This window comes from Streptomyces macrolidinus, assembly GCF_023887685.1.
Taxonomy (GTDB): domain Bacteria; phylum Actinomycetota; class Actinomycetes; order Streptomycetales; family Streptomycetaceae; genus Streptomyces; species Streptomyces macrolidinus.
Window position 1 is genome coordinate 53929 of the sequence record NZ_JAMWMR010000014.1, and the last position, 13048, is coordinate 66976.

The window sequence follows — 13048 nt, forward strand, 5'->3', positions numbered from 1 at the left end:
CGGATGCGGGCATAGACGGTCACTCGCCGTCGGACGCCGCCGGGCCCCGGGAGAATCCGACGGGGCCCGACGGCGAGTGAACGGCGTGTGTGCCCGCGCGGACCGCGCGCCGACGCACGAAGGCGCCCGCCCGCCGGCCCGCACCGCCCGCCGTGTGCGGTCAGTGTTCGCGCGGTGCGGGCACCACGCGCTCCACCTCGGGATGGACGGTGAGCAGTTGACGCATGGCGTTCTCGGCCGCCGCGCCGTCGCCCGAGGCGAGCGCGTCGACGATCCGGGCGTGCTGGGTGAGCGTGGCCTCGTTCGGGCGCTCGCACCCGGTGACCGGGCCGCCGGAGACCTGGAGAGCGGCCGAGACGATGCCCGAGAGGTGCTCCAGCATGCGGTTCCCGGCGACCTGGATGAGCAGCGAGTGGAACTCCGCGTCGGCGCGCGAGAAGGTCAGGGCGTCACCCTGTCCCATGGCGTGACTCATGATCTCCACCATGTCGCCGAGCCGCTGCTGCACCTCCTCGCGTCCGTGCCCGGCGGCCAGGCGGGCGGCGAGCGGCTCGATGGTCCAGCGCAGCTCGCTGAGCTCACGACGCTGGTCGTCGCGCTGCGGCCCGAAGGCCCGCCATTCGATGATGTCCGGGTCGAGGAGGTTCCAGTCGCTCACCGGGCGCACGCGCGTACCGACGTTCGGGCGGGCGCTGACCAGGCCCTTGGCCTCCAGGACGCGCAATGACTCACGGACGACGGTGCGGGAGACCTCGAAGCGCTGGCCGATCTCCTCGGGCACCAGCGGACGGTCCGCGCCCAGGTCCCCCGAGACGATCATCTGGCCGAGCTGCTGGACGAGTTGGCCGTGCAGTCCGCGTCCGCGGCTTCCGGAGGCGCGTCGGCCGACGCGGCCCAGTTCCGGATCCGCCCCCTCCCAGGAAGGTGCGCCGACGCGGTCGGCGGGGGGCGCCTCGGCGTAGGGGTATCGGTCGAGTTCGCCCGATCCGGCCAGGCCGGGGTCTGTGGAACGGGCGGCGGTCATCATGGTGTGCGCAAGGGTACTCACGGATCCTTTGTCGGCGCCGTCTCCAACTCCCTTGAGGTCTTTGGTGAAAAGCACACGAAAGGGTGATCGCTCACTGCGTCGCAATTGACGCCTTATCGGAAAGAAGTGGGCGCGCTTCGAGGGAGTTGTGCACACAGGGGACCGGATGCGCGCGGATGGTGGTCATCAGGCCCGGCTCCGCAGGGTCGCGAGCAGATACGCACACAACAGCACCGTGATGGACAAGGCCAGTGCGCCGCCCACAGGTTGGGCCGTCACGCGCGCCACGGCGGCCAACCGGCTCTCCCCGCCGAAGGACCCTCGCGGCGCCGACGCGCTGAGATCCGTCGCGCCGCGGAAGGCCCGTTCTCCCAGGGCGTTCTGTGCGAGGGGGACGATCAGGACGGGCACCGCGAGCACTGCGGCGAGACCGGCGGACGTGGACCGGAAGACCCCGGCGGCCAGCACACCGGCCCAGGCGCATCCCACGACCAGCCCTAGCCAACTCGCGCCGGGAGAAGGCCAGTCAGCGGGAATTTCGGCCAGGTCGGGTCCGTGGAAGAGGGCGAGGGTCCCGAGGTCGCAGCCGACGGTGAGCAGGGCCAGGGTCAGCGCGGCGACCCCGGCGACGAGGAGCTTCGCGGCGAGCAGTCCCACAGAGCGGGGGACGGTGTCCCGCGATCCCGTCAGAACGGGGTGCCGGAACTCGTCGCCGAAGGCGTGGGCGCCGAGCAGTCCCGCGCCGAGTGCCGCGGGCGGCAAGGGGAGTTCACGGGGCCAGGCCGCCGGCAAGAGGTCCTGCGCTGTGTGCCGGCTACGGGCGAGGAGCAGGCAGACGAGGACGGAGAGGACCAGCACGGCCGCCGCGATGCCGTATCCCGTCGGGGTTCCGATGGCGCGGCGCACCTCGTAGCGCAGCGGTCGCGACGGGGCGTGAGCGGGCCGGACACGGAGGGGCGGCGGCAGCGGAGGGAGTGCCTCCGCGGCCTCGTCCGGGCAGGACGGGGCGGCCGTCTCGGCGAGCGCGCGCGGACCCATGTCACCGGTCTCGTCGGCCAGTTGATGGACGAGGATGCCGTTGCGGAACGCGGTCTCGCCGATGTCGGCACACGTACTGCCGTACACCGACAGCCGGTTGCCGTCCTCGTGGACGACTTCCAGGGAACGTCGCATCGCTCGGGCCTCCTTGGTGAGAAGGGTGCCGAGGCGGGTGGCGTGCGGGCTGTGCACGCTGACGCGGGGCCGTAGCCGGGTGCGGGCGAAGTCGGCGGCCTCCTGGTCGGCGGCGAGCCGCCCGTTGTCGAGCGTGACGACGTGATCGGCGGTGCGCGCGGCCTCCTCGGGGTCGCGCGTGGTGAACAGGACGGTGCCGCCCCGGGCGGCGTGCGCGCGCAGCAGAGCGTGCACCTGGTGGCCTTCGCGGGTGGAGAGGCCGCGGGTCGGGTCGTCGAGGAGGAGCGCGTGCGGGTCGGCGAGCAGGGCGCGGGCGAGGCCGAGGCGGCGGTCCTCACCACGCGTGAGGGTGCTGAGGCGCGCGTCGCGCAGCGCGCCGAGTCCGACCGCTTCGAGGACTTCGTCGGCGCGGCGGACGGGCACCCCCGCGGCGGCGGACATCATGCGCAGCACTCCGCGGACCGTGCGCGCCGGATGCCCGGGAACATCGCCGAGGAGGACGCCGACCTCCTGCCAGGGGCGGGCGACGCGGTGCAGCGGCCGACCCCGGAAGCAGGTGACGCCTCGGCCCGGTCGACGTTCGAGCATGAGCCCGAGCACCGTCGTCTTACCCGCGCCGGAGGCCCCGAGGAGCGCGGTGACGCGGCCTGCGCGCGCCTCGAAGGACACGTCGCCGACGGCGGGCGGAAGGTCCTTGAGGGGGATGCTGGTCAGTCCGATCGCCTGGATCACCCGAAGCAAGATAGCGTGATATGCCCATTTTCCGGTCATCTTGAAGGCGACCGGCCCCCATATGCTCCCCGTTCGGACGTCTGTCCGGGGCCAACCGTCCCCGCGTGGGACGGTGGCCCGACCACCCACCGTCCTTGCGTGGGCCGGTGGCCAGAGCGCCCGCCGGCCCGCGTCGGCTGGTGATCAGTGCGCCGACCGTCCCGCGTCGGCCGGTGGTCAGACCTCGGGGCGCAGCATCGGCGGATTGAGGAGCGTGGCGCCGCCCGCGCGGAAGAGCTGCGCAGGGCGGCCTCCCTGGCGGGTGGTCGTACCGCCCGCGGGGACGAGGAAGCCGGGGGTGCCGGTGACCTTGCGGTGGAAGTTGCGCGGGTCGAGCGCGACGCCCCACACGGCCTCGTAGACCCTGCGAAGCTCACCGACGGTGAACTCGGGTGGGCAGAACGCGGTGGCCAGTGACGAGTACTCGATCTTGGAGCGGGCGCGTTCGACACCGTCCGCCAGGATCTGCGCGTGATCGAAGGCGAGCGGCGCCGCCTGCTCCCCGTCCCTGCCGTGGCCGCCCTGCTGGAGCAGTTCCTCGACGGGCGCCCAGCGGGCGCCGCTGGCGTCGCTGCCCGGCCGGGGCGCGGGCAGGTCGGGGGCGAGCGCCAGATGGGCGACGCTGACGACTCTCATCCGGGGGTCGCGCTTCGGGTCTCCGTAGGTGGCCAGTTGCTCCAGATGCGCACCGTTGTCCTGGGCCGGGGCGGACGGATCGTGGGCCCGCAGTCCCGTCTCCTCGGCCAGCTCGCGCGCCGCGGCCTGCGCCAGATCCTCGTCGTCCCTGACGAAGCCGCCCGGGAGCGCCCAGCGCCCCTGGAAGGGCGGCTCGCCCCTGCGGACCGTCAGCGCGCACAGTGCGTGACGGCGCACGGTCAGCACGACCAGATCCACGGTGACAGCGAAGGGCGGGAAGGCTGACGGGTCGTAGGGCATGCCGCGATCATAGTCGTCTGCCTGACGATAAACACTCCGTTCGCCTACTGCCGCGACGGCTGATCCGCTTCTGTCCGATACAGGTCTCATCACCGGCTTGCCTTCCCCGCTCGTCCACCAGGTCACCGGGGGTCACCCCCCGAGCTGTAGTCCGTCGGCCGCCTCCTCCACCATGGCGAGGCCGGTCCGGCCGATCCGTACGGAGAAGGGGGCTCCGGCAAGCCTCAGGCCGGTCAGGACGATCTCGCCGAGCGGCGCGCCGTGCATCGGACGCAGTGTCACCGTCTTCGCCGGGGCGTCCGGGCGGAGTCCGGCGAGTGTGGTCAGAAGCAGCACCCCGGCGGCTGCCGCCGTGGCGGCGGGGCGGCAGGCCGCCGGATGCGCCACCGGGGCGCCGCCTCTCGCGCGCGGCTCGCCCGCGTACATCTCGGGCAGCCGGTGTCCGAAGGTCTCCGCCGCCGCCAGCATGCCGTGCAGCAGCCCGCTCGCCTCCCTGTCATGGCCCGCGGCGGCCAATCCGGCGACGGCGATGGCCGTCTCCTGTATCCGCACGGCCCCGCTGCGGTGTCCGAACGGGTTGTACGCCGCCTCGCCGGCGCTCAGGCCGCGCAGCCCCCAGCCCGAGTTCACCCCGGTTTCCGTCAGCAGCCGGGCGAGCTGCTCGGTCCGTGCCCGGTCGAGCAGGCCGGGCGCCAGGGTGCCGGAGCCGAGCAGGCCGGTGTCGAGGAGGTGGGCGGCGCCCGCGCCGAGGTGCGGCACGACTCGTCCGTCGGGCGTGCGGGCGGCCACCGGTCTGCCGCCCGAGAGGTCCTCGGTCCAGAAGTCCTCGTGGAACGCCTCCCGGAGCGCCTGTGCCCACTGACGCAGCTCCGGTGCCCCCGGGCGCCCGTAAGCGTCGAGCAGGTCGGCGCCGAGGAGGGCGGCCCGATGGGCGTGCGCCTGGATCTCGCAGCGGTGCGGCCCGTCCGGTTGCGGGTCGGGGAGGTAGGTGCCGTCGCCGACCGTGGTGCGCAGCCAGCGCAAGCAGCGCTCGGCCGCGGGCAGCAGCTCCTCCGTCTCCCGTTCGGGCAGGCCCCATCGCCGGGCCTCGGCGAGCACCGCGGGGAAGAGCAGGGTCGACTCGGTGCCCGTGCAGCCCGGTGGGAGGTGTGCGCCCGCGTCCCGCCGAGGGCCCGGGATCATGCCTGATTCGGCTCCACTGCCGCGGAGTTGGGTACGGGCCAGGATGCGCAGCGTGCCCGCGGCGAGCCGGGTGCCGAGCGGCAGCGTCATCCGGGCCGCGGCCAGCGCCTCGGCCGGTGCCGGACCGCAGCGCCACGGTGCCCCCGCCGCGAGTTGGAGGTCCGCCGGATGCAGGGGGTCGCGCAGCAGCAGGGCATGGAGATCCTCGACACAGGTACGCAACAGCGGTTGAACCCGGGGATCGTCGCCCGTGGCCACGGCCGGTGCGAGCGGACTTCTGGCGTCGCGTCCCACCGCTGCGACCCGACCGGCTCTCACCGGCCGCACCCGCAGTTCCAGGCTCTTGGTCCCGCCGGGAGGCAACTCCAGCTCCCAGCGCAGGAGTCCGGCGGAGGCGAGGGAGTCGGACGGCGGCGGGTGAGCCGTGACCACGGCGTCGCCCGTATTACCGGACCAGCGCAGCCCGAACGCGTGGACGCTGGCGGAGAGTTCGGGCCCGGCACCACCCGAGGCGATGGCACTCAACTCCGCGAGATCCGTACCGAGGGCCACCTCCACCGGCAGACGCAGCGGGCGCGGGACCGCGCTGCGCAGGGTGATCAGCTCCGTGCCGTCCGCGTGCCGGACACGCTCCACGACGACATCCGGGTCCGGGCCGGTGTCGGAGGACGCGTGCACCGTCCCCACGAAGTGGGCGCGGTCGGCCTCGATCATCCGGGCCTGCACGGCGAGCGGCTCCCGACCCGCCACCCGCACCTGGCAGCGGGAGAGCAGACGCCGACCCGCGCGGTAGAACCCCTCCAGGCCACTCCCGGTCAACTGCCCCTGGTCCGTGGAGATCGCGAGTGCGGGCAGGGCGACGCAGATCAGCGCTGTGTGGACGGGCGGCAGGTCGACGAGGCGGCGCTGCGGGAGAGGAGGGCGTCGCGGCGAGCCGGACGGCTGCGGACGGACGGCGGGCATGGGCACCGGTGATCGGCCCAGGTCCCCGGCCGCTGCCGGTGGGGTACTTGTCGGCGGCGCGGGCCGGGGCAGCTCGCGGCGGGGAGATCGGTCGCCGTCGGGGGCGAAGGGCAGTGCGGACAGGGGCATGAAACGGCTTCCTCTGCGCTCGGTACGCCAGGGGCGTGCCCGGCGCCGGGTGAGGGGCTCCGGAGGTCGTGAGCGGTGCGGTGGCGCGCCCCGGGCGCGGGTTCGGCCACACAGGTGAACGGAAAGGACCTGTCCCAGGTCACGCTCCGGGCCGGGGAAGCCGACCGAACGGCGGTGTACCGAAGGGGCCGGAGGGCAGCTCACGCTCATGTGCCCTGCTCCCCCGTACGCGGCTCCCCCGTGGTCCGGCCAGGCTCGGGGCGGGTCCGGGCGTGGCTGCGCGTGTCGTCCGCTGACCGCCGCGAGGCCTCGCCGGTGGTCGGGGCGTCGGACGGGCGCCGGTGGCGGAGTCCGAGCGCTCGGGGAGAACGGCTGCCCGGCCGGCGACCGGCCGACGGGCGTGGCATGCGAGGCCGTCGGGGAAGGGTGCGGGCGTGCCATGACCGCCCCGTGGTGCCGGCCCTCCCCTGACGAGGAGCCAGAGCAGCGGGCGTGGCCGGGGCGGGGTTCTCGTCGCAGAGCGATGCGGCATGCTCGGCGTGCCCTTGCCCGGCCGCCCCTTTCGCGCGATCCGCTCTCTCCGCGCGCAGGCATCGGCGGACGGACTCCGGGTCAAGGCCCTCGTTGCAGGCCTGGTGCAGAAGGCGGGCGAAGAGGTAGTCGGGATCCGCGCCCAGGGCCATGGCGAAGGCTTCGCGGGCCTCGACTTCGTCGCCGGTGGACCAGGCGACCCATCCGGCGAGCGTCAGCGGCGCGGCGGCATGTTCTCCGTACGATCCGACGCAGCGGCGGGCCAGGGCACGCCACAGCCGCAGGGCCACCGGAGCCTCCGCGCCCTCCATCCACGCCGCCGCGCGGTCACGCGTCGTGCGGTCCTGCAAGCCGAGGATCAGGGCCGCCGCCTCATCGTGAGCAAGCAGTTCGTCGTCACGGAGATCCGACGGCAGTGTGCCGGACACGGGGGACAGCTCGGCGAGACGTGCCATGACCCGCTCGGCCAGCCCGAGCGTCTCCGCGGCGACATCCTCACGGGTGCCGTCGTCCAGGATCCTCGGTACGAGTGCCAGGCTCGCGGCGTCCAGGGCCGCTTCCTGGTCGAGCGCGGCCGATGTCTCCCAGGGGCTGAGCCTCTCCCTGAACTCCTTGAGACTGCCCCGCACTTGAAGGCCCGCGTAGGTCGCGGCGGCGGCCAGGACGGAGGTACCGGGCAGGCCCATCGGCCGGCCTTCGGCCGGGCAGCAGTCCGAACTCGGGCAGCAGTAGGACCAGTAGCGGCCGTCGGAGATGCACAGCGCCTCCACCACAGGGATGTCGAGGCTGCCGCAGGTGGTGCGCAGTACTTGGGCGAGCGGCCTGAGGCGTTCCATGACGTCACGGCCCGTCTCCCCGCACGCCGGGTCCTGGACGACGTAGGCGACCATGCTCTGCGGGCGGGCGCCTCTGCGTTCGCTGCCGGTCACCAGTCCCTGCACCAACTGCCGTGCCGCGGAGGGCCAGTCGTCGGGGTGGGGCGGAATGCCGAGCCGTGCGCGCCCGCCGAACCTTCCCCGCCTGTCCTGGTCGTGCAGGGCAACCAGCACGATGCTGTCCTCGGGGCGGTACCCCAGCAGATACGGCAGGGCGTCGGCCAGCTCGGCGGGGGTGCGCAGCGTGACCTGGGGCCCGCCGTCGACGCTCGCCGAGGAGCCATGTCCTGTGTACACGGTGGGCCCGCCGTCATGGGGCGCGGATCCATGCATATCGCCGATGCCGGAGGAGCCGGCCGCTTCGTCGTGGTTCGTCATGCCGTGACCATCTCGCGGATTCCGAAATTCCGCTTGAGCCTGTGGATAACCATGGCCATGAGCACGCCAGGGGTTGTCCACAGGCGGACCGGCTTCCGCGCACGATGTCCGACCGCTCGGGTTACATGGACGCATGACGAACGAAGCCACACCCCTGGCCGGTGGCTGCACCCGCGCCGGGACCGAACTCAGCCCGCAGCGGCGAGGACCAGCGGAAGGACTTGGCCGCTGCCCGCCTGCCGGAGAAGGCGGGCGGCGACGGCGAGGGTCCAGCCGGAGTCGGTGCAGTCGTCCACGAGCAGGACCGGGCCCGAAGAACGCTTCAGGGCATCGGCCAGCTCCTCGGAGACCGTGAAGGCCCCGGACAGTGCCCTGAGACGTTGGGCGGAGTTGCTGCGGTGTGCCGTGCGAAGGCCGCTCGGCTCGGTGTGGGTCAGAGTGCCCAGGAAAGGAAGGTGCCCGATGGCCGCGATTCCCTGCGCGAGGGAACCGACCAACTGCGGGCGGGCCACGGACGGTACGGCGACGACTCCTACCGGCCGGGCAGAGGCGTCCGGCACGTCCGGCGCCCAACCCCCCGCAGAGCGTGCCCAGTCGGCGAGGACGGCCACCGCGGCCCGCAGCACGTCGTCGGGGACCGGCCCGTCCGGCGCGTTCTCGGCCAGCAGAGGGCGCAGCCGGTTGCCCCAGCCGATGTCCGAGAGCCGCCCCAGGGCGCGCCCGGTGGAGCACTGTTCCCCGGCCGGGATACGGCCCTTGAGGTCGATACCGAGTGCGGGCATGCCCGTGGGCCACATCCGGCGCGGCTCGATCTCCACGCCGGGGCGGTCCAGTTCCTTCACCGCTCCGGTCAACGCCTCCGCCGAGACGGACGACTCGGCCCACGCTCCCGCGCAGTTGTCGCAGCGGCCGCACGGGGCAGCACCCTCGTCGTCCAACTGGCCGCGCAGGAACTCCATACGGCACCGGGTCGTGCTCACGTAGTCCCGCATGGCCTGCCGCTCTGCCGCCCGCTGCCGCGCCACCCACGCATAGCGCTCGGCGTCGTAGACCCACGGCCGGCCGGTGGAGATCCAGCCGCCCTTGACGCGTTGGACCGCCCCGTCCACGTCGAGCACCTTGAGCATGGTCTCCAGACGCGTGCGGCGGAGGTCGACCAGGGCCTCCAGGGCCGGTACGGACAGCGGCCGTCCGGCGTTGGCGAGGGCCGAGAGCGTCTGACGTACCTGCTCTTCGGGCGGGAACGCGGTGTCGGCGAAGTAGCGCCAGATCGCCTCGTCCTCCTTGCCCGGCAGCATGAGCACATCGGCGTGCTCCACCCCGCGGCCCGCGCGGCCGACCTGTTGGTAGTAGGCGATCGGAGAGGACGGTGAACCAAGATGTACGACGAAGCCCAGATCCGGCTTGTCGAAGCCCATACCGAGCGCGGAGGTCGCCACGAGCGCCTTGACCCGGTTCTCCTTGAGGTCGTCCTCGGCCTGGAGCCGGTCGGCGTTCTCCGTACGGCCGGTGTAAGAAGCCACCTTGAAGCCGCGCTGCTTCAGGAAGGCGGTGGCCTCCTCGGCCGCGGCGACGGTGAGGACATAGATGATCCCGGAGCCCGGCAGCTCGTCGAGGTGCTCGGCGAGCCAGCCCAGGCGGTGCGCCGCGTCCGGCAGCCGGACGACCCCGAGCCGCAGGCTCTCCCGCTCCAGCGAGCCACGCAGCACCAGAGCCTCCCCGGCACCGGTACCCAACTGCTCGGCCACATCCGCCGTGACGCGCGCGTTGGCGGTCGCCGTGGTGGCCAGCACCGGCACACCGGGGGCGAGGTCGCCGAGCATCGCCCGCAACCGGCGGTAGTCAGGCCGGAAGTCGTGGCCCCAGTCGGAGATGCAGTGCGCCTCGTCGACCACCAGCAGACCGGTCGTGGCCGCGAGCTTGGGCAGCACCTGGTCACGGAAGTCCACGGAATTGAGGCGTTCGGGGCTCACGAGGAGTACGTCGGTCTCACCACGCTCGACCTCCGCGTAGATCGTCTCCCACTCCTCCGGATTGGCCGAGTTGATCGTGCGTGCGCGGATACCGGCCCGCTCCGCGGCCTCGACCTGGTTACGCATCAACGCCAGCAGCGGCGAGACGATCACCGTGGGACCGGAGCCGCGTCGGCGCAGCAGGGCGGTGGCGACGAAGTACACCGCCGACTTCCCCCAGCCGGTGCGCTGCACCACCAGAGCACGCCGACGCTCCTCCACCAGGGCGGCCACCGCCTGCCACTGGTCCTCCCGCAGCCGCGCCGCACCCTCCGGGGCGCCGACCAGCTCGGCGAGGACGGCATCGGCTTCGGCACGCAGCTCCAGGTTGTCCATACCCCCATGCAACCCGATTCCGAGGGCCACCGGCCAACTCACTCAGCGTGACAACCGCCTTGCCGACGGTGCGCCTGTGCCCTCGCCTCTCGGGGTGTGGCCACGAGATACCCCCAACCGGCAGGGCAGGAGAGCGCGTTGACGCTGATCCGTGTTGCGTACGCGCGGCCGGCCTCTGCCCAAGAGCACGTCTGCACAGGCCGACAGGGGATGTAGGTCACATATCGCCAGAAGGCGAGCAGCGGTTCATCGCGCTCGTTGCCGCATGTCCGTTCGACGGGGAGAATCGAGGTCCGCTCCCCGCGCGGCTCGTCCGTGATCCGGCAGAGCTCCGCCGTGGTGGGCGCTCCCCCAGTCCGATCCCGCCCGCCCCGTGAGCGGGTAGCCGAAGGGAGGACCGTGACCTTCGGATTCACTTCGTCCTCACCAGCATCCCTGTCGGTCGCCGCCGAACCGTCCGCCGCCTCGGCTCCCTTGGCCCGGATACTCGAGCCTGCGGAGTGGGCAGCCGCCGGGATTCCGCTGCTCCGCAACCCCCGAGAGATCGTCGGCGCGCTGCACGCCCTGCATCAGCCACGGCACTCCACGGCCGTCGTGGCCGTTCTGGATCCGGACGGACGGCTGCGGGCGAGCGCGTCGTTCACCCGGCTCCCCGCCCCGGCGGACGGGTGGGTGCTCCGCAACGCGCTGCTCGCCCGGTTGCGTCAGGTCATCCCGCACGATCTACGGCGGCGGGCTCCCGTACGGACCGCCGTGCTGCTCTACTGCCGTGAGGGCGAGGCGCGTTGGACGGAGGAGGACGGGGCGTGGATGTGGGGCCTGCGGGACGCGTGCACGCTGCACGGGCTGCGGTGCGGTGCGTACATCACGCTGACGCGTGACGGCTGGCAGGTGCTCGGCGAGGGCCGGGGCGGACGCCACCCCAACGCGCAGTCATCGCCGGGAGCATCCGCTCCGCCGGGGGCACCGCCACCGCTCCCGCTGACCGGGGGCGCCGCCTCGGAGGTACTCCGCCGGGCCACCGCCCGCTGAACGCGGCGACCTCGCAGAGGCTGTCCCGGTCCGTGGCGATGCCACATCGGCCAGGGTTGGTGCGGGCACAAGCCGAAGCGACCTCTGTGCCGGGGGCGTCGACGCGACCCCCTCACCGCCCCCGGCCGAGACCCGGACCGAACCCGGTGACCGGGTTCCGGACCTGCGGCGCGAGGACGGAACGCGGGTGGTCCGGCAGTGCCGGACCACTCAGACTCCCGCGCCCAGCACCGAGTTGATCTGCTGCGGGTTGCCGCAGACGATCAGCAGGGCATCGGCCCGGCCGAGCGCCAGGGGAAGCGACGTGGCGACAGTGGCGTCGTCTCCGCCGTTGACGGCGACCACGACCACCGGGCGGCGGGCGGCACGCGACGCGACGGAGGCGTCCGCGTAGAAGACGTCGTCACCGGCCTCGTGCTGGGCCCAGTAGGCGGCTTCGCCGAAGGACAGTTCGTGCGCGGCCCACGGGTGCGGATCGCCGGTGGTGATCACCAGCACCTCACCAGGGGCGCGACCGGAGTCCAGCAGCAGGTCGACGGCTTCCTCGGCGGCGTCCAGCGCGCCCTCGGCGGAGGCCGGGACCAGTTGGATCTGCGGGGTGGAAGCAGGAGCGGACGGCCCTGGCTTCGCGGGCTCGTGCGAGCCGCGCTGAGCCGGCACGGGCCGAACGGGACCCGGACGACCGGGACGCGCAGGGGCCGCGGGGCGGGGGCCGGGTACAGGACGAGGGGTCGGCGCGGTGCGGCCGCTGGCCGGAGTGACGCGGGGACCCTGGGCGCTCTCGTGAATCTGAGACTCCTCGGGAATGAGAGGCATGAGCTGATTTTTATCAAACGCCGATACGAGACGCGTCGGCGGGTTGCACATGAGTGCGATCGGAACCGGTCAGAAGTCGAAGCCGAGCTGGCCCTCGATCTCCGGCGCGGTTCCAGCCGCCCAACTGCGGACCTTCTTGAGATGCCGCCACTGGGGCAGCGCATCAAGATACGCCCACGACAAGCGGTGGTACGGGGTGGGGCCCCGCTCCTCCAGCGCGGCCTTGTGCACGGGCGACGGATACCCGGCATTGGCAGCAAAACCGAAGTCTGCATGGTCGAGGCCCAGTTCGGCCATCATTTTGTCGCGGTGAACCTTCGCGATCACCGAAGCCGCCGCGACCGCCACACACGACCGGTCACCCTTGATCACGGTGCGCACTCTCCAGGGCGCCCCCAGATAGTCGTGCTTGCCGTCGAGGATGACCGCGTCGGGGCGGACCGGCAGCGTCTCCAGGGCGCGCACCGCCGCGAGCCGGAGGGCGGCCGTCATCCCGAGGTCGTCGATCTCCTCCGGGGAGGCATGGCCGAGGGCGTACGCCGTCACCCACTTCTCCAGCAGCCCGGCGAGCTCGGTGCGGCGCTTGACGGTGAGCAGCTTGGAGTCGGTGAGGCCCTCTGGCGGTCGACGCAGGCCGGTGACCGCGGCGCAGACGGTGACCGGGCCGGCCCACGCACCGCGCCCCACCTCGTCGACACCGGCGATGACCTTCGCTCCGGTCGTGGCGCGAAGGGAGCGCTCGACGGTGTGAGTAGGGGGTTCGTACGGCATGGCGTCCTTAGCGTACGCCGCCGGGATCCCTGCGCGACACCCCGGTTTCCCCTGACGCCCGAGCACCCCGCTCCGCCCCCTTCCCGAAGGCGGCCACGGGACGGCCACAGGACGGG

General features: G+C 72.9%; 9 protein-coding genes. 1 reads left to right on the forward strand and 8 read right to left on the reverse strand.

Annotated features, from left to right (window positions below):
• Window positions 1-160: 160 nt before the first annotated feature.
• The 6 genes from NGF19_RS17095 to NGF19_RS17120 all read right to left on the reverse strand — a co-directional run bounded on the left by NGF19_RS17095 (window position 161) and on the right by NGF19_RS17120 (window position 10313).
• Window positions 161-1048, reverse strand: coding sequence for a FadR/GntR family transcriptional regulator (locus tag NGF19_RS17095; RefSeq protein WP_252425805.1), 888 nt, complete (start codon window positions 1046-1048; stop codon window positions 161-163).
• Window positions 1049-1213: 165 nt separating this feature from the next.
• On the reverse strand, window positions 1214-2932 hold the full coding sequence (locus tag NGF19_RS17100; RefSeq protein WP_252425806.1) for an ATP-binding cassette domain-containing protein: 1719 nt from the start codon (window positions 2930-2932) through the stop codon (window positions 1214-1216).
• A 216-nt stretch (window positions 2933-3148) separates the two neighbouring features.
• On the reverse strand, window positions 3149-3907 hold the full coding sequence (locus NGF19_RS17105) for an NUDIX hydrolase (protein ID WP_252425807.1): 759 nt from the start codon (window positions 3905-3907) through the stop codon (window positions 3149-3151).
• Between the two features lie 132 nt (window positions 3908-4039).
• Entirely contained in the window at window positions 4040-6181 is a 2142-nt protein-coding gene (locus NGF19_RS17110) for a glycogen debranching N-terminal domain-containing protein (RefSeq protein WP_252425808.1), read from the reverse strand.
• A gap of 206 nt (window positions 6182-6387) precedes the next feature.
• On the reverse strand, window positions 6388-7965 hold the full coding sequence (locus NGF19_RS17115; protein ID WP_252425809.1) for a DUF4192 domain-containing protein: 1578 nt from the start codon (window positions 7963-7965) through the stop codon (window positions 6388-6390).
• A 188-nt stretch (window positions 7966-8153) separates the two neighbouring features.
• Complete coding sequence (locus tag NGF19_RS17120; RefSeq protein ID WP_252425810.1) at window positions 8154-10313, reverse strand: RecQ family ATP-dependent DNA helicase; 2160 nt, start codon at window positions 10311-10313, stop codon at window positions 8154-8156.
• 399 nt (window positions 10314-10712) lie between these two features.
• Here NGF19_RS17120 and NGF19_RS17125 point away from each other — a divergent pair, with 399 nt between their 5' ends.
• Complete coding sequence (locus tag NGF19_RS17125) at window positions 10713-11345, forward strand: hypothetical protein (RefSeq protein WP_252425811.1); 633 nt, start codon at window positions 10713-10715, stop codon at window positions 11343-11345.
• Window positions 11346-11555: 210 nt separating this feature from the next.
• On the opposite strand, the gene NGF19_RS17130 is transcribed toward NGF19_RS17125, so the two are convergent.
• Window positions 11556-12161, reverse strand: coding sequence for a hypothetical protein (locus tag NGF19_RS17130; RefSeq protein WP_252425812.1), 606 nt, complete (start codon window positions 12159-12161; stop codon window positions 11556-11558).
• Window positions 12162-12230: 69 nt separating this feature from the next.
• Complete coding sequence (gene rnhB / locus NGF19_RS17135) at window positions 12231-12932, reverse strand: ribonuclease HII (RefSeq protein WP_252425813.1); 702 nt, start codon at window positions 12930-12932, stop codon at window positions 12231-12233.
• Window positions 12933-13048: the final 116 nt, after the last annotated feature.